Below are 22,752 nucleotides of genomic sequence, written 5' to 3'. Positions count from 1 at the left end.
CGTGTGTTGAACACCACAATCCAGCCTGTATGAACCGCTTTTATGAACTCTGTGCGGAGCCGGATCAGTCCAACCGCGCGGGCAGGTGGGCGCGGCAGTCGAAACGGTCCCAGCTACATAAACGGCGCAGTATTTAATCCTGCTAGCTTGGTCGCCCTGCTCAATATCTATCGCGTGTATTACAACTGGTTCGAGACACGGCAGTATGTAGCGTCTGGGTCGTCGGGGCAGGGCACAACCGAGGTGGCCCAAGGTGTCTCTACAGTGCGGGTTCCTGGATCGTCCAAATCCCTGAAAGTCCCGAAGCGGCGAACCGCCGCGCCGGTAATGCGGACCCCGGCGATGCGGCTGGGTGCCGACAATCCAAAGAACAAGGCACCTGATCCACGCAGGATCTTTTATCGACCTTGGTTGTTCCACGGCACACCGCTTTGGAGAAAGTTCGAGACACGGTAATGGCTTTCTCAATCAAGAGGCCCCCGCGAAATAAATCGCGAAAGCCTCTATGTGTCCCAAAAGCCGGAATGCGTCAGCAGTGATGCGGGGGCCTTTTTTAGGCGCTTTTTCGAAGGCGATTTTAATAGTCTCGTATCGGCTCAAAATCAAAGCGTGTGCCCAGTGCATCGTAAATCCTGTCGATCGCCACCCTTACATCATCAACTACTGTCTTGAGTTCCTTATCAAAAAGAGTGTGATCGAAATCGCCTTCGTGAACAATGATGTTCCGCATTTCGACAACTTTATCTATTGAGTCGAACAGAGTTCGCTTGCGATTTCGATACGGTTTGCGTATTGCGCCAGCAAGATCGAGCTGGGAGTCAATGAGTTTGAAATTTTTGCCAATTGCGCTCGGTCGTTGAAACGAAAAGCAATCTGCGATGACCCTCTCAATTTGATAGGACTGCGCCGCGATGCTCTCCAATTGAGAGTGGCTTAATCTAGCTTTCTTGAGCACAGATTGCCGAGCATCCGAATGCTGAAATATTACAGCGAATGTTGCTCTGAAGTATTCTTCCCAAACTGCCAAAACGTAAGGGACGAGAAGATTGTTTGAAAGCAGTCGTGGGTTCATTTCGTCGATAAATGGGAAGCCAGACGGCCTGTCGCGCGCGATTTGTCCTTCAAGTTTTCTGCTCTGAAGGTAAAAATCAACCTTCGTTAAAGCATTGTGACACCTCCATCGAGCAAGATAACAGCCAGATGAAACGTGCGACGGAGGATCATTGTATGGACGAAAGTATCGGCCGTTACCCGCATCGGTCTCAAAAGTTCCTCCAAAAAGGTCTCGTATCAACTTAATTGTTTCGTTTTGCTTAACCAAATCCCAGTAGCTTCGCCCCGATCTAGAGCGGGTGTTCACCATAATTGCCCCGTTTGACTTATAAATATCTAGTTCGACGCCCGTCCAAGACTTGTAGTCGGAACGCTCATACCAAAAGTAATTTCCTACGCGATTAGGAATTTTCATGCTATCGCGCGATACTTGATAACCAAGCAAGTCAACTACCTGTCTCAATTGGGTTAGCTTAGCTGGCGCTGGCAGCAAGGTTACAGAAACATAACTCATTGGCGTTATATAACGTTCCTCGACGTTTTGAGCCGGCGGGCTTGGCTAACGGAATGCGTTATACTCACTTCACTCTAAAACCCGAAGTTTTTGGAGTGATATGATGCGGAAATTATCAGTGACCTGATTTCGGAAGTCGCGCCATTGTTCTGGGATGGTTTCTCGGAAGAACTTCAATATGGCTCCGGTAAATTGCTTCTGTGTGGGATATGCGCGGTTGTGGGTGACGTGCTGGTGCATCACGGCCCAAAGCCTTTCAATCGGATTTAGGTGCGGGCAATAGGGCGGCAGCTGGATCAAGTGGATGCGGCAGTTTTTGCGCGCCAGGAAGCCCCTCACATCAGGCCCTTTGTGGTAGGCGGCGTTGTCCCAGATCACGTGGATGATGCGTTTATCTTGGTTGCGTGCCTCGATTTTGGCCAGCAATTGCACGGCACTCACGCCGTCCACTGTGATCGGCGCTACGAAAGGGGTATCGAAGGTTTAAAGGTTCAACGCGCCGTGAATGTTGACGCGCGCCCGGCCTGAAGTCGTTTTGAGCGTGGGGTTTGTGCCCTTCTTCACCCAACCAAAGGCAGGCTTGCTTTGATATTCTGGGTGCACGGCATCTGCAAAGTAAACCGCCTCATCATCGGCCAGAGAATTCAGCATGTTTTCATACATTGCGATGAATTCGGCCTGTTTGGCTACATCGGCCACGCGCGGCAGCGCCTTGGGCTTGCGATATTCAAAGCCTAGTCGCGCTAAAAGCTTAACATAGCCTGAATGAGAATATTCCAGATCGAACTGCGCCGCGACATAGGTGCGGATTTCCACTGTAGATCGGCAGAAATGTTCCTCAAGCCAAACGCAAAGAGCGGCTTCCTGCGCGACAGACAGCCGCGATTGCCCGCCTTTCCAACCGTCATATGCTACCGCATCCCAGCCCTCGGACAGATATTGTTTGTGCCAGCCACGCACCGTGTCGTCATCAAGGTAAAGCACCTGCGCAATCTCGACACAGGACTTCCCGTCATCCAGTAGCAAAAGCGCATTCGCGCGGCGCGCAACGCCATGATCCTCGCGTTGGCGTTTTACACAGCTCAAAAGCTCGCGGCGGTCTTCGCAGGAAAGAAAGTTGGGACGGATCATAGGCGAAGAAGAATCTATTCCCGTGCAAACATCAACAAGTTCTTCGGGTCCTCAATGACGCGCAGTATAGTTAGTGTTCAAGTTGTATGCAATTGATGGAGCTATTGACCCGCCCCCCCATCCCCCCTAAACGACCTCATCAACACAGCCCCAGATTCGTCTGGGGCTATGTTTTTTGTCTTTATCGACAACTAAGTCGGGCACCTACGGGGGCCTATAACATCAGGGCCGCGCGAGCGGTCCGCCAAGCAAACGGAAGTAGCAAACATGGCACTCAAGTCGTATAAACCGACGACGCCTGGCCAACGTGGGTTGGTGCTGATTGACCGTTCGGAGCTTTGGAAAGGCCGCCCAGTTAAGGCCCTCACTGAGGGTATTAGCAAATCGGGCGGACGGAACAACACCGGACGGATCACATCACGTCGTCGTGGTGGTGGGGCAAAACGCCTTTACCGCATCGTAGATTTCAGGCGCAACAAACTCGACATTCAAGCTGTCGTAGTGCGTATTGAATATGACCCGAACCGCACCGCGTTTATCGCGCTGGTTCAATATACTGATGGCGAACAGACCTATATCATCGCACCGCAGCGTCTTGCGATTGGTGACAAGGTCATCGCGTCTGCCAAGGCAGACATCAAGCCGGGCAACGCGATGCCGTTTTCCGGTATGCCCATCGGTACCATCATCCACAACATTGAGATGAAGCCAGGCAAAGGCGGGCAAATTGCGCGCGCCGCTGGAACATATGCTCAGTTCGTTGGTCGGGATGGCGGTTACGCGCAGATCCGTCTGAGCTCGGGTGAACTTCGCCTCGTGCGTCAGGAATGCATGGCCACCGTAGGTGCCGTGTCCAACCCTGACAACTCCAACCAGAACATGGGTAAAGCCGGTCGTATGCGCCATTATGGTAAGCGTCCGTCGGTCCGTGGTGTCGTAATGAACCCTGTCGACCACCCGCATGGTGGTGGTGAAGGTCGTACGTCTGGTGGTCGTCACCCAGTGACGCCATGGGGTAAGCCCACGAAGGGTGCAAAAACCCGCAACAAGAACAAAGCGTCCAACCGGCTTATTGTCCGGTCACGGCACGCCAAAAAGAAGGGTCGTTAAGAATGGCTCGTTCCGTATGGAAAGGTCCGTTCGTTGACAGCTACGTGCTTAAGAAAGCCGAAGTTGCCAAGGAATCTGGCCGCAATGACGTAATCAAAATCTGGTCCCGTCGCTCAACGATCCTGCCACAGTTTGTTGGCTTGACGTTTGGCGTCTACAATGGCCGCAAGCACATCCCAGTGAACATCACCGAAGACATGATCGGTCAGAAGTTTGGCGAATACAGCCCGACCCGTACCTATTATGGCCACTCGGCTGATAAAAAAGCGAAGCGGAAATAAGCCATGAGCAAGGATAAAAATCCCCGCCGCGTGGCTGACAACGAAGCGCGGGCAAAACTGCGCATGCTTCGGACATCGCCGCAGAAACTGAACCTCGTCGCACAAATGATCCGCGGCAAAAAGGTGGACAAGGCCCTCACGGACTTAACATTCTCCAAAAAGCGGATCGCAGCAGATGTGAAGAAATGTCTTCAGTCAGCAATTGCGAATGCAGAAAACAACCACAACCTCGACGTTGATGAATTGGTCATCGCCGAAGCCTACGTGGGTAAAAACTTGACGATGAAACGCGGACGTCCACGTGCCCGTGGCCGCTTCGGTAAAATCGTCAAGCCGTTCTCTGAGCTGACAATCCTAGTGCGCCAAGTTGAGGAGCAAGCATAATGGGTAATAAAGTAAACCCGATCGGCATGCGTCTTCAGGTCAACCGGACCTGGGACAGCCGCTGGTACGCAGATACCAAAGACTACGGTAATCTTCTTCTCGAAGACCTTAAGATCAAGGCCTTCATCAAGAAAGAATGCGCGCAGGCTGGTATTAGCCGTGTCATCATCGAACGTCCGCACAAGAAGTGCCGCGTGACCATTCACACTGCACGCCCTGGCGTCATCATTGGCAAGAAGGGCGCGGACATCGAGACTCTCCGCAAGAAGCTTGCAGCATTGACCGCCAGCGAACTGCACCTCAATATCCTTGAGGTCCGCAAGCCCGAGCTTGATGCCCAACTTGTCGGTGAGAGTATATCGCAGCAGCTTGAGCGCCGTGTGTCCTTTCGCCGCGCTATGAAGCGTGCCGTGCAGAACGCAATGCGTATGGGTGCCCTTGGTATTCGTGTGAACCTCGCGGGCCGTCTTGGCGGCGCCGAGATCGCGCGGACCGAATGGTATCGTGAGGGCCGCGTGCCTTTGCATACACTTCGTGCCGACATCGATTACGCGCATGTGGAAGCGCAGACTGCCTATGGTATCATCGGGATCAAGACTTGGATCTTCAAAGGTGAAATCATGGAGCACGACCCGTCTGCACATGATCGTAAGCTGCAAGAGCTACAGGATGGCCCGCCCCCGCGCGGCGCACGTCCTGGTGGCCGTGATCGCTAGGGGGATTGATCAATGCTTCAGCCAAAACGCACTAAATTCCGCAAGCAACATAAAGGCCGCATTAAGGGAGAAGCCAAAGGCGGCTCTGACCTGACATTCGGTACTTATGGCCTTAAAGCGACTCAGCCGGAGCGTGTGACTGCACGTCAGATCGAGGCAGCACGCCGCGCGATGACACGCCACATGAAACGTCAGGGCCGTGTCTGGATCCGTATTTTCCCGGACGTACCTGTGACGTCCAAGCCCACCGAAGTTCGTATGGGTAAGGGTAAAGGTTCCGTGGATTATTGGGCCTGTAAGGTTAAACCCGGCCGCATCATGTTTGAAATCGACGGCGTGAACGAAGATATCGCGCGTGAGGCCCTGCGCCTTGCCGCTATGAAACTTCCCGTCAAGACACGAACTATTGTTCGCGAGGACTGGTAATGTAGGCGGGCAAATTGCCCACCACATTATTGAAAGTAATACCCCCGCCGAGAAATCGGCGGGGGTATTTTTTTGCTGAGCGTCCACCTGTCGAGGCCACCGCCCATTGTGACTATCCAACGCGGCCGAGTTTGACAAAATTGCATTTTATAGTGAGCAATCCCCCCACTTATGGAGGTGTTTCAACCTAGAATTACGCAGCCATTTGGTGCTGGTACAGTTTCTTTGCGGGTGTGAAGCCGCCGATGCCCATATTCCGGCGGTCCACTAAGCGAAGTTCTTCATCCCGAACCCGCACGGCGGACTTGGTCCGGTTGCTACCCTCAGCCTGCTTGGTCGGCGGCTTGCCTATCAACCGGCAGGGCATTGCGCAGCAATGTCCCGAGAGGGGCTGACGTAATAGCGCCGCACCAGCTTGTGCTTTCGGTCCACATTCACATGGTTTTTGTAGCCGTAGTGGCTCTTGCCGTGCTTTTTAGTCCAGCGCGCGGCCATGTCCTTCTGCACTCATTTCGCGGGCTTACCTGCCCAATCCTCAGGCACCTTGCCCGTCTTGATCGCTACGTTCTCGTTGCGCGGAACCGGCACGATGGAAGCGTCAAGGATCTGACCGCCGCGGGCGATGTATCCCTGCCAATTAGGGTGACCCGTCTCGGCAGATTGCTTTGCAATCGCCTGCCAGACATACATGAAGGATAGCCTATCGCGAACCTGATACTCAATCTGGTCGTCGGAAATCACCACACTCTCTTGGCCGGTCTACTTCCCAATCATATACCAGGGCCAAGGGCAGGGCAATTTTTAGAGGTGCCCTTCACATTGAATCTCCTTGGCATACCTTGCTGCGAAAATTCTAGTTTTCAACACAACCATTTTTCGGGGGATTACCAACTGAGTACGGGACTCACATTATTTCGCATTTTGAAAGTGGGAACTTGGGATTAGATAATTGGTTTCGCGCTCGGGCAATTGGCTCAATAAGGCTGATTTAAAGAGAAGCTATGATCTCTTTGGGAACCACCTTTCATTGGGTTTGCTGGTAACGTCCTTGAACAAATGTGGCTGAGAGGAAGGTATATATACCTCATGGCCAATTTTTCGAAACGGGTGCTGCAAATAGTTTCATAGATCCCCCTGCTTGGTTTTCTATGCGGGTGGGGCGGCTTCGTGCGGCACGCCAAGCATTCAACCAGTTGTCAAAGAAACCGGCCTATCCACCAACTGGCCAAATCCTCTCCATCCCGCCGCTAAACGCGACCCATGACATAGTCGCCGAATTCCCTGCGTAGCCTTCGTAATACGACCGACCGTTGGGCAACGGCAGCCCCGCCCATATCCGTGCGAGGTTGTGCATGAATTGCCGCCGCCCCAGCGCACTGGCTTTAAACTGCGATAGCCCCGCGTCTTCCAATAATACCAATGCCAAGGCGTCCTGCACCCCTGCCGTAAATGGCGTGTCAGGCCCGAACCCACGCACATTTGCCACGCGCCGCAGCGTCGGGGGAATAAACTGATACCGCCCAATCGCATGCGGCTGACCAGGGGTGTCGTCGATCCACTGATAGATTTCGCCCAATGTCATCTGGGTCGGCAAACGAACGGGGCGCACGCGGGCGCCGTGTTGCACGGCGTCATAGCCAGCCGACCCCGCTTCGGCGCGCGCGATCAGGCTCAGCAGTCGATCCACGGCAGCGGTACCTGTCCCGATGATCGGTGCGACGATGATTGGCGCGACGCTGGTCGGCGCAATGCGGTCAGGCAGTGGGGCAAAGAACCCCATTCGTGCGTCTGGCGCAAACAGGCTCGCCCGTGTTGCGGTTTCTGGCGATGCATCCGCGCGGGGGAATAGGGAGTTTAATTCAGCACGGGCCATCCCCGCGCCAACCGTTAATACCAAAGCCGGCCATAAAATTCGCACCATCGCGTCGCACCCCTTCTGAGATTGTGACGCTTTTGGCAGCAAGAGGTTTAGGTTTGGTTCCTAAAAGGTCTCTAAATCCTTACCGTGGCTTATTCCCAGCGGTAATTGAAACTCACGGAAATGCGGTCGTCCTCGGACATGTTCATCGGCACCTCATGGCGCAGCCAGCTTTCCCACATCAGCACATCCCCGACGACTGGGCGGACATAAACGAACTGCTTCATCTCCTCGCGCGCATCGGGTTTGCGGGCAGGGGCGGCCATCATCATCTGGCTGCGCGGGTCTTCGAGTTTCAGCGCAGACGCGCCTTCGGGCATCTTCACGTAGGTCGTGCCGGAAATCACCGAATGTGGGTGAATGTGGGACGTGTGGATACCGCCCTCAGGCAGGATGTTGATCCAGATGTCTTCCATCACCAACTTGCGGCCGTCCAGATCGAACTCCAAATCCACCGCAAATTCTGCGACATGCTTATCGAGCGCTTTGACCACATCCTCAAAGATCGGAAACCGCCACGGCAGATCAGTGAGCGACGCATAGGATGTGTAGCCGGGGAAATCATTCGCCTCACACCAATCGTTTCCGGCGTCATCATCCTCGGCGACGGAATAACACGACGCACGAAGCTCATCGGCGTCAATGGGGCCAAGCGTGGCTTGGTAGAGGCGGGTTGCGAAGAGGGAGCGGATGGTGGTCACAGATAGGTCCTAACTTGCGAAATAACGTAAGTCGTGTATACAGATGAATATACGAAAGGCAACGCTATGATCGAAACACGTATCCGCAAGGTCGGCAACTCAGCAGTTATGACCCTCACGACCGAAATGCTGACGCTTCTGGACGCCAAAGAGGGTGACAGCCTGTTTGTGGTGCGCGGCGATGACGGCAGCCTACGGATCATGGCGCAGGACCCTGCGATTGCCGAAGCCCTCGCCGCCGCCGAAATCGTCATGGACGAAAACCGCGACACCCTTCAAGCTTTGGCATGACCGCACCCATCTGGGTCCCGCTCCCCGTCACAATCATAATCCACGACCGACAAATCGCGCGGCATGGCGGGGCAGCGGGTATGCGAGATCGCGGCCTGCTCGAAGCCGCCTGCGCAAGACCCGTCAATAAATTCGAATACGGGGAAACAGACCTGCCCACCCTCACCGGCGCCTATGCATACGGCATCGCCAAAGCACATGCGTTTGTGGATGGCAACAAACGCACGGCGTTCGTGACGGCGTTCACGTTTTTGCGGTTGAACGGTTATACGTTTCGACCTGATCCCATTGACGGCGTGCGCATGATGGAAGACTTGGCAAGGGATGTGGTGAGTGAAGAAGAGTTTGCGGAGTGGGTGCGTCCCTCCTGAATCCCTGAGACGGTGTGACAAAATCTTTCGAACTAAAAAGTTAGGTCCAAAACACCTGACCAAATTGAAAGGACCAGTGTTTGAAAAATTTACCTGTCGTAATTGCATCAATCTGTACAGTAATTGGCATTGCACCAGCTAATGCGAAGGTCCGCAGTTGGGACTGCCAATTCGAATATAGGATTGATGAAGAAAGACGAACTGCGGAACGAATGCTCTTGGTTTTCGGCATCGACACGATAACAGGACGAGCGTTCATGGAGGGCAATCTCGGTCTGGTGGATGTAGATGTTCATGTAGGTGACTCAGCTTTCAGTTTCCTGGAAAAACCAGCTAGCGGTATCGTTCAGTCGACAACTGTCACAGGACGAGGACTTGCAGTCCATTCCCGCAACTCAGTTATCTTTGGAGAAATCGTCGCAGCACAACATTTTGGGAGATGTGTGCCGAGCTAGGAAACACACCCCTTGCCACACCCACACACCTCCCCTATAGACCCCACTTCTACCCACTCCATCGGGAATCGGGTCACGCTTTTGCGGCCCTCCGGTGATGTTGACAAAGGAATAGTCCAATGGATGCAACTGAACTGCGCGGTAAAACGCCGGATCAACTCCGTGAAGAGTTGTCCAACCTCAAGAAAGAAGCCTTCAACCTGCGTTTTCAGCAGGCGACTGGCACAATGGAAAACACAGCCCGTATGCGCGTTGTCAAACGCTCTGCTGCGCGTGTGAAAACCATCCTGAACGAAATGGCAGCTGCGGCTGCGTCGGACGAAAAGTCCGCTAACGATAAAGCGGAGGCTTAATAGATGCCCAAGCGTATCCTGACCGGCGTTGTCACAAGCAACCAGAACGAACAAACCGTCACTGTGTCTGTAGAGCGCCGCTTTACGCACCCAGTCCTGAAAAAGACCATTCGTAAGTCCAAAAAATACCGGGCCCACGATGAAGCCAACACAATCCAAGTCGGTGCCCAAGTTCGCATCCAAGAATGTGCGCCACGGTCTAAAACCAAGCGCTGGGAAGTGATCGCGTAAGCGAGCACTTTTCCAGTTTAACGAAACCCTAGGGGCCCGGTCAGTAATCGGGATTTACCCTATAGGTCGGGAGTAATCTAAATGATCCAGATGCAGACCAACCTTGAAGTGGCTGACAACAGCGGCGCTCGCCGTGTTCAGTGCATTAAGGTTCTCGGCGGTTCACACCGTCGGTACGCATCGGTCGGCGATATTATCGTCGTATCGGTAAAAGAGGCCATTCCACGTGGCCGTGTTAAGAAGGGTGACGTCCGCAAGGCCGTCGTCGTTCGCACCAAAAAGCAGGTTCGTCGCGATGACGGCACTGCAATCAAGTTTGACACCAACGCGGCTGTCATCCTCAACAACGCAAACGAGCCTGTTGGCACCCGTATCTTCGGGCCAGTGGTTCGTGAGCTTCGCGCGAAGAACTTCATGAAGATCATCTCGCTCGCTCCGGAGGTGCTCTAAAATGGCTGCTAAGCTCCGTAAAGGTGACAATGTCATCGTGCTGGCCGGCAAAGACAAAGGCATGACAGGCGAAATTTCGTCTGTTGACCCCAAGTCCGGCAAAGCAATCGTTGATGGCGTCAATGTCGCCATCCGCCACGTCAAACAAAGCCAGACAACGCAGGGTGGTCGCACACCCAAGGCGATGCCGATCCAGCTTTCCAACCTCGCGGTTGTGGATGCGAACGGCAAAGCAACGCGCGTCGGTTTCAAAATGGACGGCGATAAGAAAGTGCGCTTCGCCAAGACAACAGGGGATGTAATCTGATGCTTGATGCTACAACATACACCCCGCGTCTGAAGGCCATGTATAATGACAGCATTCGTGCTGCCATGATGGAAGAGTTTTCATACAAGAACGCGATGCAGACGCCCCGTCTGGAAAAAATCGTCTTGAACATTGGTTGCGGATCCGAAGCCGTGAACGACACCAAGAAAGCCAAATCGGCGCAAGATGACTTGTCCGCAATTGCAGGCCAGCTGGCCGTCATCACTAAAGCAAAGAAATCAATCGCTGGTTTCCGTGTTCGTGAAGACATGCCGCTTGGCGCGAAAGTCACACTTCGTGGCAATCGCATGTATGAATTCATTGACCGTCTGACCACGATCGCAATGCCCCGTATCCGTGACTTTCGCGGCGTACCCGGAAAATCGTTCGATGGTGGTGGCAACTACGCCATGGGCCTCAAGGAACATATCGTCTTCCCCGAAATCAACTTCGACAAAGTTGATGTGAATTGGGGCATGGATATCGTCATCTGCACAACTGCAGACAACGATGCAGAAGCAAAATCGCTGTTGAAGCATTTCAACATGCCGTTCAACAGCTAAAGGGGACAGATAATATGGCTAAAAAATCCATGATCGCCCGCGAAGTTAAGCGTGAAAAGCTCGTTAAAAAGTACGCAGCCAAGCGCGCCGAACTCAAAGCAATCGCACTCGATGACAGCAAGACCCAAGCCGAGCGTTTTACCGCTCGTCTGAAACTTGCCAAGCTGCCGCGCAACTCTGCGCCGGTCCGCTTGCATAACCGTTGCCAGCTTACAGGTCGCCCACACGCGTACTACCGTAAGCTTAAGATCAGCCGGATCGCCCTGCGGAACCTTGGTTCCAATGGCGAAATTCCCGGTATGGTCAAGTCTAGCTGGTAAGGAGCACATAGTATGAACGATCCTATCGCAGATATGCTGACACGCATCCGGAACGGCCAAATGCGTGGTAAGTCCATGGTGGCAACACCTGCGTCTAAACTGCGCGGCTGGGTACTCGATGTGCTGGCAGACGAAGGCTACATTCGCGGCTACGAAGCCACGACTGGTGCCGACGGCCATCCGGCTTTCGACATTAGCCTAAAATATTACGAAGGCACTCCTGTCATTCGCGAAGTGAAACGGGTTTCTACTCCCGGTCGTCGCGTTTACATGGGCGTCAATGACATTCCAACGGTCCGTCAGGGCCTCGGCGTGTCGATTGTCTCCACCCCACGGGGTGTGATGTCGGACGCGTCAGCACGGGCGGCCAATGTTGGCGGCGAAGTGCTTTGCACCGTATTCTAAGGAGCGCAAGATGTCTCGTATTGGTAAAAAACCGGTTGGTCTTCCTGATGGCGTAACTGCCTTGGTATCCGGCCAATCTATCGAAGTAAAAGGCCCCAAGGGGACCCGGAGCTTCAAAGCGACAGACGACGTGACGTTGTCCGTTGAAGACGGGTCTGTGTCAGTCGTGCCGCGTGGCAAGTCCAAGCGCGCACGTCAGCAGTGGGGTATGTCGCGTACGCGGATTCAGAACCTCGTGAAGGGCGTCACCGAAGGCTTCAAAAAAGAGCTTGAGATTCAGGGCGTTGGTTACCGCGCTCAGATCCAAGGCAACGTTTTGAAACTGAACCTAGGCTACAGCCACGATGTGGATTTCATCGTCCCTGATGGTGTCACAGTTACGGCACCCAAGCTGACCCAGATTGTCGTCGAAGGTATCGACGAACAACAGGTCGGTCAGGTAGCGGCAAACATCCGCGAATGGCGCAAGCCCGAGCCCTATAAGGGCAAAGGCATCCGGTATGCGGGCGAATACGTCTTCCGCAAAGAAGGCAAAAGGTAAGGACCGAACAGATGGCAAACACAAAACGACAGTTGTTCATCAAACGCCGTATGCGCGTTCGGAACAAGCTTCGCAAAGTGAACGCAGGACGCCCGCGTCTGTCCGTTCACCGCTCCAACAAGAACATCAGCGTGCAGTTGATCGACGATGTGAACGGCGTAACACTTGCGTCAGCGTCTTCTCTCGAGAAGGATCTGGGCGTTGTTGGTCAGAACAACGTCGAAGCAGCGGCCAAAGTTGGCGCAGCAATCGCAGAACGTGCAAAGAAGGCCGGCGTGTCCGAAGCCTACTTCGACCGTGGCGGTTTCTTGTTCCACGGCAAAGTGAAGGCCTTGGCCGAAGCTGCACGTGAAGGTGGCTTGAAAATCTAAAAGCGGTGGGTTTCACCCACCCTACGAAATATGCGGGGGGCCGCGATGTGGCCCCTCCGATGATCTAGGACGCAAGTCACTACGATCGACATAAACGGCGCGCCAATGCGCCACCCAAATCTAGGAGGGCCACATGGCTCGTGATCAAAATCAACGCGGCGGTAACCGTCGTGACGAAAACCCAGAATTCCAAGATCGCCTTGTTGCGATCAACCGTGTGTCCAAGACTGTTAAGGGTGGTAAGCGTTTCGGCTTCGCAGCTCTCGTGGTTGTAGGCGATCAAAAAGGCCGCGTCGGGTTCGGAAAAGGTAAAGCCAAGGAAGTCCCTGAGGCGATCCGCAAAGCAACCGAGCAAGCCAAACGCCAGATGATCCGCGTTCAGCTGCGCGAAGGTCGCACGCTGCACCACGACATGGAAGGTCGCCACGGCGCCGGTAAAGTTGTGATGCGTTCCGCACCACAAGGTTCCGGTATCATCGCTGGTGGTCCAATGCGTGCCGTGTTCGAAATGCTCGGAATCCAGGACATCGTTGCGAAATCCATTGGCTCGTCCAACCCATACAACATGATCCGCGCCACCATGGACGGCCTCAAGAAGGAGGCATCGCCTCGTTCCGTCGCCCAACGTCGCGGTAAAAAAGTTGCTGATATTCTGCCAAAGCGCGACGATGCGCCAGCAGCCGATGTCGCAGCTGAAGCTGAGGAGGCCTAAGCCATGGCTAAAACAATCGTCGTAAAACAGATCGGTTCGCCGATCCGTCGCCCAAAAGACCAAAAGCAAACGCTGATCGGTCTGGGTCTGAACAAGATGCACAAAACCCGCGAGTTGGAAGACACACCTTCTGTTCGTGGCATGGTCAACAAGATCTCTCACATGGTGGAGATCATCGAAGAAAAGGGCTAGAAGCCCGTTCGATTTCCGGAATTGAACGCCCTGCTCTCACGAGTGGGGCGTTTTTTGTTGTTGGAGATGTCTCAGATTGATCTAAGACAGCGGCGCCTCCACCATGCCACATCTAAATTCTTCCGAATATGTGCCATTTCCAGTCCCGCTTGGAGTACCCGGAAAAGGACACCTCAATCGTCGGGGCACCGGACAGCAATATCTTTGGTCAGGCCAGTCACGTTCTGCATCAATCCGATCACATCCTTTCTCGGTCTTGGCATCCTGATCAGCGGCGCGCGTGACATGCGTTGACAACAGGTTGCACGTCGACGGACAGTCCCACGGATTGCCCACGAAAGGATGCGCCCGTGACGCTGACCCCCACCCTAATCCATCAAACCTACGCCGCGATCCGCGACGCCACAATCCGCACGCCCACGATTCAAGCGGCGCGGTTGTCGCTGCAGCTGGGTATTGACCTGCATCTAAAGCTCGAAAACCTGCAGCATACAAATGCGTTCAAGGCCCGCGGCGCACTGGCCAAATTATTGACGCTCACTGACACCCAAAAACAGGCGGGCGTCATCGCCTGTAGCGCTGGCAATCACGCCCAAGGCGTCGCCTACCACGCCACCCGCCTCGGCATCGCGTCCACAATCGTCATGCCCGAAGGCACGCCCTTCAATAAGGTCAAACGCACCGAAGATTTTGGCGCAACGGTGATCCAGCATGGGGTCGGCTTTGATGACAGCGTCCAATTTACCCTCGATCTGGCGGCGCGTTACGGGCTGACATTCATTCATCCCTTTGATGATCCGATCGTTGCGGCGGGGCAGGGCACTGTCGCATTTGAAATGCTCGAAGACCTGCCCGACCTTGATGTTATCGTCGTGCCCGTTGGTGGTGGTGGCTTGATCGCGGGCATGGCTGTGGCTGCCACATCCGTCAAGCCGGACGTGCAGATCATTGGCGCACAGGCCGCGATCTTTGATGCGGTTAAGGCCCAGTTCGACGGGACCGAAACGCATTTCGCGGGCGCGACGCTTGCTGAAGGCATCGCCGTCAAAGCGCCTGCGCCGGCCAACGTCGAGATCATCAAACAACATGTCACCCGCATCGATATTGCAACCGAGGCAGAGATCGAGGATGCGGTGTTTGACCTGCTGTCAGCAGAAAAACTCGTTGCCGAAGGTGCGCCGGGGGCAGGGCTCGCCGTGATCAAAAATAACCTCGCAGCGTATCGCGGCAAGAAAGTTGGGCTGGTGATCTGCGGCGGCAACATCGACAGCCGCCTGCTGTCCACCTTGATCCTACGCGGCCTCGTGCGCGATGGCCGCATCACCCGCCTGACATTCGAGATTGACGACACCCCCGGCCAACTCGCCACCATTTCACGCATCATCGGCGAGGCTGGCGCCAACGTCGTCGAAGTCATCCACCAACGCATGATGCAATCGGTGTCGCTGAAACAGGCGGAGTTGGACGTAGTGATTGAGGCGCGGGATATGGGGCATGTGAAGACGATTGTGGGGGCGCTGCGCGGGCAGGGGTTCAGGGTGCGGACGGATAGTGGGGTATGAAACTGCAACCACCCATCATTTTTTTGAACGAGGCAGACTAAGGCCCCAAATTGACCTAATTTCGACACTCTTTTAAGAGAAATACCCGTTACCAAATATTGCTTAATGGGGACATTTAAAATGCTGCACAAATTCCTTCTGAAATTCCGTTCTGATGAAGATGGCGCAACAACAGTCGATTGGGTTGTCCTTACTGCTGCTTTGGTCGGGCTCAGCGCCGCTGTGCTTTCGCAGGTCGCGGCGGGATCACTCGATATCAGTGATGACGTCGAAAACTGTCTGGATTTCGACATCCCGCACTTTACGATGGGCGGCCGCGGCGGGAACGACCGCAGCTACGTCGAGCAACTTGAAAAAGCGGCGCAGTGGTGTTCTGACGGAAACCACTGATCCGTCCTGTGGGGACCTGTTTGATGAACAGGTTCACGCTTGCCACCCCACCACCCATGTCCTATACGCCGCCAGTGGCACCACATCCGCCACTGATTCAAACAAACGCCGCGTGCCTTTCCCGTCGCTGGGTCAGGTCTTCCGGCAAGGAGACAGCGACATGGTTAAACTTAACGAACTTCACGACAACCCAGGTGCCACAAAACCACGCAAGCGCGTTGGCCGTGGTCCGGGTTCCGGCATGGGTAAAATGGGTGGCCGCGGTATCAAAGGTCAGAAATCGCGTTCCGGTGTGGCGATCAAGGGCTTCGAGGGCGGTCAGATGCCTTTGTACCAACGTCTGCCAAAGCGCGGCTTTACCAAGCCGAACCGCAAAAAATTCTCGGTTGTGAACCTTGGTCTGATCCAGAAGTTTATCGACGAAAAGAAGCTGGACACAACGATCACCGAAGACTCGCTGATCGCATCGGGCCTGATCCGTCGCAAACTTGACGGTATACGCGTTCTCGCAAAGGGCGTGATCACCTCCACAGTCACGATCGACGTCACTGGTGCATCTGCGGGCGCAATCGAAGCGGTCGCAAAGGCTGGCGGTAAACTGACGGTCACAGCTAAGACAGCTGCTGAATAATACCTTGTGAGGGGCGACTGCGCCCCCTACATCGTTAACAGACCCGACGCCGCTAACCGGATCTACCGGCTGGCGGCGTTTGCATAACAGACCCAAGCTAACAGATAGGCACCTACCAATGGCATCAGCAGCAGAGCAAATGGCCGCGAACACTAGCTGGAGCGCCTTTGGCCAAGCCAAAGAATTGCGCCAACGCATCCTGTTCACGCTCGGTCTTCTCGTCGTGTACCGCATCGGCACATATATTCCCGTTCCTGGCATCGATTCAGATCAATTGCGGTCGTTTATGGACGAAGCCGCAGCAGGTATCGGCGGGATTTTGTCGATGTTTACTGGTGGCGCTCTGGCGCGCATGGGTATCTTTGCTTTGGGCATCATGCCTTATATTTCTGCGTCCATTATCGTGCAGCTGCTCGGCGCGATGTGGGAGCCGCTCAAGAACCTCAAGAAAGAGGGTGACGCTGGCCGCAAGAAGCTGAACCAATACACACGCTATGGCACTGTGGTGCTGGCAACGTTCCAAGCCTACGGCATGGCATCGGGTCTTGAGGCCGGTGGCCTTGTCACCGATCCGGGTCTGTATTTTAAAATTGCCTGCGTCATTACACTTGTCGGCGGAACGATGTTCCTGATGTGGTTGGGCGAACAAATTACCGCGCGTGGCATCGGTAACGGTATCTCGCTCATCATTTTCGTTGGTATCATCGCCGAAGTTCCCGCAGCCCTTGCTGGATTTCTGGCCCAAGGTCAGGAAACCAACAACTGGGGTCTGGTGCTGGGCGTCTTTGCCATGGTCATAGTGATCCTTGCATTTGTGGTCTTCATGGAACGCAGCTTGCGCAAGATCCATATCCAGTACCCGCGCCGTCAAGTCGGCATGAAGGTCTTTGATGGCGGGTCAAGCCACCTGCCTATCAAGGTGAACCCTGCTGGCGTTATCCCGGCGATCTTTGCGTCAGCGCTTCTTTTGCTCCCGACGACGCTGTCGACGTTTTCGGGTGGCGAAACGGCGGGCCCTGTGATGTCCACGTTGCTTGCATATTTTGGCCCGGGCCAACCGCTGTACCTGTTGTTCTTCACGGCGATGATCGTGTTCTTCACGTTCTTCTACACCCGCGAAGTTGCGTTCAAGACAGACGAAGTTGCTGACAACCTGAAAAATCAGAATGGCTTTGTTCCTGGCATCCGTCCCGGAAAGCGCACGCAGGAATATCTTGATTATGTCGTGACACGCATTCTTGTTTTGGGATCCGGTTATCTGGCGCTCGTGTGTCTTTTGCCTGAAATTCTGCGTAGCCAGTTTTCCATTCCGTTCTACTTTGGCGGCACGTCGGTTCTGATTATTGTTAGCGTGGGGATGGACACCATCCAACAAATCCAGTCTCATCTACTCGCCCATCAATACGAGGGTCTGATCGAGAAAAGCCAACTGCGCGGTAAGCGGGGCGGCAAAAAGCGGAGCCCTGCGCGCAAATGAACATTATCCTTCTTGGACCACCCGGCGCTGGAAAAGGTACACAAGCGCGTAAATTAGTCGATAGCCGCGATATGGTGCAATTATCTACGGGCGACATGCTGCGGGCAGCACGGTCATCCGGTACGGCAATGGGCAAAAAGGTTGCGGCAGTTATGGACGCGGGTAATCTGGTCACGGACGAGATCGTCATCGGCCTGATCCGCGAACAGTTAGAAGACACGTCACACACCGGTGGGTTCATTTTTGACGGTTTCCCGCGCACTTTGGCACAAGCCGATGCGCTGGCTGAATTGATGTCCGAGATGGGCCAAAATCTCCAGAACGTGGTCGAAATGGCCGTGGACGACGAGGCGCTCGTTGCGCGCATCACGGCACGCTCGACCTGTGGCGAATGTGGTGAGGTCTATAATGACGCGACCAAACCGATCCCCGCGGACGAGAAATGCACGAATTGCGGGGCCTCCAAGTTCCAGCGCCGCGCGGACGATAACGAACACAGCCTCAAGACCCGTCTGCTGGCCTATTACAAGCAGACATCACCGCTGATTGGCTACTATTACGCCAAAGGTCAGCTTTCTTCGGTAAACGGGCTTGGATCAATGGACGTTGTTGCGGCTGAAATAGCTGGCGTTCTTGGCTAAGTCGTTGAATCGCATATTTACGTCTTTTGGCGGTATTTTCCTCGGAGCAATCATTGGTCTGGCGGTCGGTGGCTTTGCTGGTGTTTTGGCTGGTGAACCAAACATGCCAATAGAGTTTTGCATGGACGACGGTTCCCTTCGGTATATCCAAGATGATGCTGCGCGGGCTCACGCCTGCGGTTGAGCAGGCCATTGCAAGCAGGGGTTGACGCACTTCCTTAACGCTTCTAAACAGCGCCGTTCCCTCACCGAATCTGAGGGAGTATCGCGCGTGGTCGCACCATGCGCAGAACACCTTGATATGACTTAGGCCAGCTGCGCACGCTTCGGGCTTACGTTGTGAAAAAAGGGTCTGGAATGACGGACCCGCAACGAAAAGGAATTGCACACGTGGCACGTATTGCCGGCGTAAACATCCCGACTGCAAAGCGGGTTCCAATCGCCCTCACATATATCACCGGAATCGGTAACACCTCAGCAGCAGCTATCTGCGAGGCCGTTAAGATCGACGTTACCCGTCGTGTTAACGAATTGTCCGACGCCGAAGTTCTCGCGATCCGCGAGCACATTGACGCAAACTACATGGTTGAAGGCGACCTGCGCCGCGAAGTTCAGATGAACATCAAGCGCGCAATGGACCTTGGTTCATACCGTGGCCTGCGTCACCGCCGTAACCTGCCCGTTCGCGGTCAGCGTACATCCACAAACGCACGTACTCGCAAAGGTCCCGCTAAGGCCATTGCCGGTAAGAAGAAATAAGGGAGGACCTAATCAATGGCACGCGATCCTAAACGCACCAAGAAGAAGGTCTCCAAGAACATCGCCGCTGGCGTTGCTCACGTGAATTCTTCGTTCAACAACACAACAATCCTGATTTCCGACGTACAGGGCAATGCGATCGCATGGTCGTCTGCTGGCACGATGGGCTTCAAGGGTTCGCGCAAATCCACACCTTACGCAGCACAGATGGCTGCGGAAGATGTCGCCAAGAAAGCACAAGAACATGGCGTTAAGACGCTGGAAGTCGAAGTGCAGGGTCCAGGGTCTGGTCGTGAATCCGCATTGCGCGCATTGGCGGCTGCTGGGCTGAACGTTACGTCCATCCGCGACGTAACGCCAATGGCGCACAACGGCTGCCGTCCACCAAAGCGCCGCCGCGTCTAAGCGACACCAAACGTCTTGGGGTCCGTGGTTCTGCCTGTGTGGTTGGACCGCGGCCCCAATCCGTCATTTTAACCTCGGGCGTTTGCCTTTCGGACATGAAGGCAAACTGGAATGGAGGGACACATGATCCACAAAAACTGGGCTGAACTGATCAAGCCGACACAATTGGACGTGCAGCCGGGTAATGACCCGTCACGTCAGGCGACTGTTATCGCTGAACCGCTAGAGCGTGGCTTCGGCCTCACACTCGGCAACGCTTTGCGCCGCATCTTGATGAGCTCGCTTCAGGGCGCTGCCATCACGGCTGTTCAGATCGACAACGTTTTGCACGAATTCTCCAGTATTTCTGGTGTTCGCGAAGACGTCACCGACGTGGTCTTGAACCTCAAAGGTGTCGCGATCCGCATGGAAGTCGAAGGCCCGAAGCGTTTGCAAGTGCAAGCCAAGGGCCCGGGCGTTGTCACGGCAGGCGACATTTCGGAATCTGCTGGCATCGAAATCCTCAACAAGGACCACGTGTTGTGCCACCTTGATGAAGGCGCTGAATTGTACATGGAACTGACGGTTAACACTGGCAACGGCTATGTGGCTGCAGACAAGAACAAGCCCGAAGATGCGCCCATCGGTATGATGGCCATCGACGCGATTTATTCGCCGGTCAAAAAAGTCAGCTATGACGTACAGCCGACCCGTGAAGGTCAGGTGCTCGACTATGATAAGCTGACGATGAAAGTCGAAACAGACGGATCTATCACGCCGGACGACGCCGTGGCATTTGCTGCGCGTATCCTGCAGGATCAGTTGTCGATCTTCGTGAACTTCGATGAGCCTGAGTCCGCACAAACCGCATCTGATGATGACGGGCTGGAATTCAATCCGCTTTTGTTGAAGAAGGTTGATGAGCTTGAGCTTTCGGTGCGTTCCGCAAACTGCCTGAAGAACGACAATATTGTGTACATCGGCGATCTCATTCAGAAAACTGAAGCAGAAATGCTGCGCACACCGAACTTCGGTCGCAAGTCGCTTAACGAGATCAAAGAAGTGCTGTCAGGCATGGGCTTGCACCTGGGCATGGACGTCGAGGACTGGCCACCGGACAACATTGAAGATCTTGCGAAGAAATTCGAAGACTCTTTCTAAATACGGCTGGGGGGCTTTTGGCCCCCCGCTAACGATCTGGTCACATGACCCAATGAGAGCAGCGGACACGCATCTGTTGCCAGACAAAGTAAAACGGCCCGTAGAGGGCATATATTTGGAGAAGACACATGCGTCACGCACGAGGCTATCGCCGCCTGAACCGCACCCACGAACACCGCAAGGCTTTGTGGGCTAACATGGCTGGTTCGCTCATCGAACATGAGCAAATCAAGACAACTTTGCCTAAGGCAAAAGAACTGCGCCCGATCATCGAGAAAATGATCACACTGGCGAAACGCGGCGACCTGCATGCCCGTCGTCAAGCCAATGCACAGCTCAAGCAAGACCAGTATGTCGCCAAATTGTTCGACATCCTCGGACCACGCTACAAAGACCGCCAAGGTGGTTATGTGCGCGTTCTACGCGCCGGTTTCCGCTACGGTGACATGGCGCCAATGGCGATCATTGAATTCGTAGACCGCGACGTTGATGCCAAAGGCAAAGGCGACAAGGCCCGCGTTGCAGCTGAAGAAGCTGACGCGTAAACGAGCGAAATAGAATTTGCGAAGGCCCGTCTGTTTCAGGCGGGCCTTTTGCGTTGAACCCCTAGTTTTATAGCTTTAGGCTGAATCATGGCTGATTTGTTTGACACTGGCGCATCTGTTCCCGACACGGCGCACCGCCCACTGGCAGACCGTCTGCGGCCCAAATCGCTGGGCGATGTTATCGGCCAAGAACAAGTTCTCGGGCCTGATGCGCCGCTAGGTGTGATGCTGTCTTCAGGGTCGTTGTCATCGCTGATTTTCTGGGGACCGCCGGGGGTTGGTAAAACCACAATCGCGCGGCTGTTGGCCGATGAAACGGATCTATATTTCATTCAGATCAGCGCAATTTTCACCGGAATGCCAGACCTTCGAAAAGTGTTCGAGGCCGCTAAAATGCGTCGGGAAAATGGCAAAGGCACATTGTTGTTCGTCGACGAAATCCACCGTTTCAACAAGGCCCAGCAGGACGGGTTTTTGCCGCACATGGAAGATGGGACAATCCTGTTGGTTGGCGCAACGACGGAAAACCCCAGCTTCGAGCTGAATTCAGCTGTATTGTCTCGATCGCAAGTTCTTGTTTTGGAACGACTTACCCTAGCTGATCTTGAACGTATGGCCCAACGTGCCGAAAAAGATCTGGTCCGCAAACTCCCACTCGACGGGCCCGCCCGTGAAAACCTTTTGGAAATGGCGGACGGTGACGGGCGTGCGTTGCTAAATTTGATCGAACAGGTCGCGGCGTGGAAGGTGGACGGCAAACTCGACACTGACGCCCTGTCGACCCGTCTGATGAAACGCGCCGCGCGGTATGACAAGTCGGGTGACGAGCATTACAACCTGATCTCTGCGCTGCATAAATCTGTGCGTGGGTCTGATCCTGATGCAGCACTGTACTGGTTCGCACGGATGCTAAAAGGCGGCGAAGACCCTCGCTTTCTGGCCCGCCGCATCACCCGCATGTCGGTCGAAGACATCGGGCTCGCCGACCCGCAGGCACAAAACATCTGCCTGCAAGCGTGGCAAACCTATGAACGGCTGGGATCGCCCGAAGGCGAACTGGCGTTGGCGCAGGCGGTCACGTACCTCGCACTCGCGCCGAAATCCAATGCGGGTTATGCGGCCTACAAGAACGCAATGGCGGCAGCGACAAAAACTGGCAGCGAACCGCCCCCCAAACACATTCTCAACGCGCCAACGTCATTGATGAAAGATATCGGATATGGCGACGGATACGCCTACGATCACGACGCAGAAGATGCATTCAGCGGTGCGGATTACTTCCCTGACGGGATGAAACGCGGGGTGTATTACGCACCTGTTGATCGCGGGTTTGAACGCGAATTGAAAAAGCGTTTGGACTATTTCGCCAAGCTTCGTGACAAGCGGAACAGGTGACGCACAGTTGA

35 protein-coding genes and 1 pseudogene are annotated in these 22,752 nt (G+C 54.5%); 30 read left to right on the top strand and 6 right to left on the bottom strand.

The window, feature by feature from the left end:
- The first annotated feature begins 42 nt into the window (after positions 1-42).
- Complete coding sequence (locus OAN307_RS29235) at positions 43-456, top strand: hypothetical protein (protein WP_187292515.1); 414 nt, start codon at positions 43-45, stop codon at positions 454-456.
- A 121-nt stretch (positions 457-577) separates the two neighbouring features.
- Here the strand turns inward: OAN307_RS29235 and OAN307_RS22220 are convergent, their stop codons facing one another.
- The 3 genes from OAN307_RS22220 to OAN307_RS30495 form a co-directional block, all read right to left on the bottom strand.
- Positions 578-1,567 carry a HEPN domain-containing protein gene (locus OAN307_RS22220; RefSeq protein WP_015501701.1) on the bottom strand — a complete coding sequence of 330 codons (990 nt, stop codon included), beginning with the start codon at positions 1,565-1,567 and terminating at the stop codon, positions 578-580.
- Between the two features lie 69 nt (positions 1,568-1,636).
- Complete coding sequence (locus tag OAN307_RS30500; RefSeq protein WP_245540847.1) at positions 1,637-2,017, bottom strand: transposase; 381 nt, start codon at positions 2,015-2,017, stop codon at positions 1,637-1,639.
- 33 nt (positions 2,018-2,050) lie between these two features.
- On the bottom strand, positions 2,051-2,698 hold the full coding sequence (locus tag OAN307_RS30495) for a helix-turn-helix domain-containing protein (protein WP_245540848.1): 648 nt from the start codon (positions 2,696-2,698) through the stop codon (positions 2,051-2,053).
- A gap of 267 nt (positions 2,699-2,965) precedes the next feature.
- Here OAN307_RS30495 and rplB point away from each other — a divergent pair, with 267 nt between their 5' ends.
- Genes rplB through rplP form a run of 5 tightly spaced genes read left to right on the top strand, consistent with a single transcriptional unit; the run spans position 2,966 to position 5,615 of the window.
- Positions 2,966-3,808, top strand: coding sequence for a 50S ribosomal protein L2 (gene rplB, locus OAN307_RS22210; RefSeq protein ID WP_015501700.1), 843 nt, complete (start codon positions 2,966-2,968; stop codon positions 3,806-3,808).
- A 2-nt stretch (positions 3,809-3,810) separates the two neighbouring features.
- On the top strand, positions 3,811-4,089 hold the full coding sequence (gene rpsS / locus OAN307_RS22205; RefSeq protein WP_015501699.1) for a 30S ribosomal protein S19: 279 nt from the start codon (positions 3,811-3,813) through the stop codon (positions 4,087-4,089).
- A gap of 3 nt (positions 4,090-4,092) precedes the next feature.
- Positions 4,093-4,473, top strand: coding sequence for a 50S ribosomal protein L22 (rplV, locus tag OAN307_RS22200; RefSeq protein ID WP_015501698.1), 381 nt, complete (start codon positions 4,093-4,095; stop codon positions 4,471-4,473).
- A complete protein-coding gene (gene rpsC, locus OAN307_RS22195; protein ID WP_015496645.1) occupies positions 4,473-5,189 on the top strand; it encodes a 30S ribosomal protein S3 in 717 nt (238 codons plus the stop codon). Before rplV ends, rpsC begins: the two co-directional genes overlap by 1 nt.
- A 12-nt stretch (positions 5,190-5,201) precedes the next feature.
- Positions 5,202-5,615 carry a 50S ribosomal protein L16 gene (rplP, locus tag OAN307_RS22190; RefSeq protein ID WP_015501697.1) on the top strand — a complete coding sequence of 138 codons (414 nt, stop codon included), beginning with the start codon at positions 5,202-5,204 and terminating at the stop codon, positions 5,613-5,615.
- Between the two features lie 393 nt (positions 5,616-6,008).
- Here rplP and OAN307_RS31545 read toward each other — a convergent pair.
- From OAN307_RS31545 to OAN307_RS22175, 3 genes and pseudogenes are all read right to left on the bottom strand, one after another.
- A pseudogene (locus tag OAN307_RS31545) lies at positions 6,009-6,254 on the bottom strand (IS5/IS1182 family transposase); the annotation flags it as partial.
- 571 nt (positions 6,255-6,825) lie between these two features.
- Positions 6,826-7,536: a lysozyme family protein gene (locus OAN307_RS22180; protein WP_015501695.1), complete on the bottom strand. Its 711-nt coding sequence runs from the start codon at positions 7,534-7,536 to the stop codon at positions 6,826-6,828.
- Positions 7,537-7,625: 89 nt separating this feature from the next.
- On the bottom strand, positions 7,626-8,234 hold the full coding sequence (locus OAN307_RS22175; RefSeq protein WP_015501694.1) for a 2OG-Fe(II) oxygenase family protein: 609 nt from the start codon (positions 8,232-8,234) through the stop codon (positions 7,626-7,628).
- Between the two features lie 66 nt (positions 8,235-8,300).
- Here OAN307_RS22175 and OAN307_RS22170 point away from each other — a divergent pair, with 66 nt between their 5' ends.
- The 24 genes from OAN307_RS22170 (at position 8,301) to OAN307_RS22055 (ending at position 22,741) form a co-directional block, all read left to right on the top strand.
- Entirely contained in the window at positions 8,301-8,525 is a 225-nt protein-coding gene (locus OAN307_RS22170; RefSeq protein WP_015501693.1) for an AbrB/MazE/SpoVT family DNA-binding domain-containing protein, read from the top strand.
- Positions 8,522-8,896 (top strand): type II toxin-antitoxin system death-on-curing family toxin, encoded by a 375-nt coding sequence (locus tag OAN307_RS22165; RefSeq protein WP_015501692.1) that lies wholly within the window; start codon positions 8,522-8,524, stop codon positions 8,894-8,896. Before OAN307_RS22170 ends, OAN307_RS22165 begins: the two co-directional genes overlap by 4 nt.
- A gap of 80 nt (positions 8,897-8,976) precedes the next feature.
- Positions 8,977-9,351, top strand: a complete 375-nt coding sequence (locus OAN307_RS28565) for a hypothetical protein (RefSeq protein WP_144055662.1) — start codon at positions 8,977-8,979, stop codon at positions 9,349-9,351.
- 119 nt (positions 9,352-9,470) lie between these two features.
- Positions 9,471-9,704, top strand: coding sequence for a 50S ribosomal protein L29 (gene rpmC / locus OAN307_RS22160; protein WP_015501691.1), 234 nt, complete (start codon positions 9,471-9,473; stop codon positions 9,702-9,704).
- A 3-nt stretch (positions 9,705-9,707) separates the two neighbouring features.
- A complete protein-coding gene (gene rpsQ / locus OAN307_RS22155) occupies positions 9,708-9,935 on the top strand; it encodes a 30S ribosomal protein S17 (RefSeq protein ID WP_015496639.1) in 228 nt (75 codons plus the stop codon).
- Positions 9,936-10,016: 81 nt separating this feature from the next.
- Entirely contained in the window at positions 10,017-10,385 is a 369-nt protein-coding gene (rplN, locus tag OAN307_RS22150; RefSeq protein WP_015501690.1) for a 50S ribosomal protein L14, read from the top strand.
- 1 nt (position 10,386) lies between these two features.
- Entirely contained in the window at positions 10,387-10,692 is a 306-nt protein-coding gene (gene rplX / locus OAN307_RS22145; RefSeq protein WP_015501689.1) for a 50S ribosomal protein L24, read from the top strand.
- The gene (rplE, locus tag OAN307_RS22140) at positions 10,692-11,255 is read left to right on the top strand and encodes a 50S ribosomal protein L5 (RefSeq protein ID WP_015501688.1); all 564 of its coding nucleotides are present in this window, start codon (positions 10,692-10,694) and stop codon (positions 11,253-11,255) included. Before rplX ends, rplE begins: the two co-directional genes overlap by 1 nt.
- Before the next feature lie 14 nt (positions 11,256-11,269).
- The gene (gene rpsN / locus OAN307_RS22135) at positions 11,270-11,575 is read left to right on the top strand and encodes a 30S ribosomal protein S14 (protein ID WP_015501687.1); all 306 of its coding nucleotides are present in this window, start codon (positions 11,270-11,272) and stop codon (positions 11,573-11,575) included.
- Positions 11,576-11,587: 12 nt separating this feature from the next.
- Positions 11,588-11,980 carry a 30S ribosomal protein S8 gene (rpsH, locus tag OAN307_RS22130; RefSeq protein ID WP_015501686.1) on the top strand — a complete coding sequence of 131 codons (393 nt, stop codon included), beginning with the start codon at positions 11,588-11,590 and terminating at the stop codon, positions 11,978-11,980.
- 10 nt (positions 11,981-11,990) lie between these two features.
- Positions 11,991-12,521 (top strand): 50S ribosomal protein L6, encoded by a 531-nt coding sequence (rplF, locus tag OAN307_RS22125; RefSeq protein WP_015501685.1) that lies wholly within the window; start codon positions 11,991-11,993, stop codon positions 12,519-12,521.
- Positions 12,522-12,532: 11 nt separating this feature from the next.
- Complete coding sequence (rplR, locus tag OAN307_RS22120; RefSeq protein WP_015501684.1) at positions 12,533-12,892, top strand: 50S ribosomal protein L18; 360 nt, start codon at positions 12,533-12,535, stop codon at positions 12,890-12,892.
- A 133-nt stretch (positions 12,893-13,025) separates the two neighbouring features.
- On the top strand, positions 13,026-13,604 hold the full coding sequence (rpsE, locus tag OAN307_RS22115) for a 30S ribosomal protein S5 (protein ID WP_015501683.1): 579 nt from the start codon (positions 13,026-13,028) through the stop codon (positions 13,602-13,604).
- 3 nt (positions 13,605-13,607) lie between these two features.
- Positions 13,608-13,796, top strand: coding sequence for a 50S ribosomal protein L30 (gene rpmD / locus OAN307_RS22110; RefSeq protein ID WP_015501682.1), 189 nt, complete (start codon positions 13,608-13,610; stop codon positions 13,794-13,796).
- A 350-nt stretch (positions 13,797-14,146) separates the two neighbouring features.
- Positions 14,147-15,358 (top strand): threonine ammonia-lyase, encoded by a 1,212-nt coding sequence (locus OAN307_RS22105; protein ID WP_015501681.1) that lies wholly within the window; start codon positions 14,147-14,149, stop codon positions 15,356-15,358.
- A 120-nt stretch (positions 15,359-15,478) separates the two neighbouring features.
- Positions 15,479-15,748, top strand: a complete 270-nt coding sequence (locus tag OAN307_RS22100; protein ID WP_015501680.1) for a Flp family type IVb pilin — start codon at positions 15,479-15,481, stop codon at positions 15,746-15,748.
- A 160-nt stretch (positions 15,749-15,908) separates the two neighbouring features.
- On the top strand, positions 15,909-16,379 hold the full coding sequence (rplO, locus tag OAN307_RS22095) for a 50S ribosomal protein L15 (RefSeq protein WP_015501679.1): 471 nt from the start codon (positions 15,909-15,911) through the stop codon (positions 16,377-16,379).
- 118 nt (positions 16,380-16,497) lie between these two features.
- Positions 16,498-17,856, top strand: a complete 1,359-nt coding sequence (gene secY / locus OAN307_RS22090; RefSeq protein WP_245540927.1) for a preprotein translocase subunit SecY — start codon at positions 16,498-16,500, stop codon at positions 17,854-17,856.
- The gene (locus OAN307_RS22085) at positions 17,853-18,497 is read left to right on the top strand and encodes an adenylate kinase (RefSeq protein WP_044044249.1); all 645 of its coding nucleotides are present in this window, start codon (positions 17,853-17,855) and stop codon (positions 18,495-18,497) included. Before secY ends, OAN307_RS22085 begins: the two co-directional genes overlap by 4 nt.
- Before the next feature lie 390 nt (positions 18,498-18,887).
- Entirely contained in the window at positions 18,888-19,256 is a 369-nt protein-coding gene (rpsM, locus tag OAN307_RS22075) for a 30S ribosomal protein S13 (RefSeq protein WP_044045089.1), read from the top strand.
- A gap of 15 nt (positions 19,257-19,271) precedes the next feature.
- Complete coding sequence (rpsK, locus tag OAN307_RS22070; RefSeq protein WP_015496624.1) at positions 19,272-19,661, top strand: 30S ribosomal protein S11; 390 nt, start codon at positions 19,272-19,274, stop codon at positions 19,659-19,661.
- A 123-nt stretch (positions 19,662-19,784) separates the two neighbouring features.
- Positions 19,785-20,801: a DNA-directed RNA polymerase subunit alpha gene (locus tag OAN307_RS22065; RefSeq protein ID WP_015501675.1), complete on the top strand. Its 1,017-nt coding sequence runs from the start codon at positions 19,785-19,787 to the stop codon at positions 20,799-20,801.
- Positions 20,802-20,929: 128 nt separating this feature from the next.
- Positions 20,930-21,346, top strand: coding sequence for a 50S ribosomal protein L17 (gene rplQ, locus OAN307_RS22060; protein WP_015501674.1), 417 nt, complete (start codon positions 20,930-20,932; stop codon positions 21,344-21,346).
- A gap of 87 nt (positions 21,347-21,433) precedes the next feature.
- Positions 21,434-22,741, top strand: a complete 1,308-nt coding sequence (locus OAN307_RS22055) for a replication-associated recombination protein A (protein WP_015501673.1) — start codon at positions 21,434-21,436, stop codon at positions 22,739-22,741.
- Positions 22,742-22,752 lie beyond the last annotated feature (11 nt).

This window comes from Octadecabacter antarcticus 307, from assembly GCF_000155675.2.
Classification (GTDB): Bacteria; Pseudomonadota; Alphaproteobacteria; order Rhodobacterales; family Rhodobacteraceae; genus Octadecabacter; species Octadecabacter antarcticus.
Note: the sequence above shows the minus strand (reverse complement) of the source record. Positions and strands in the feature narration are given on the sequence as shown.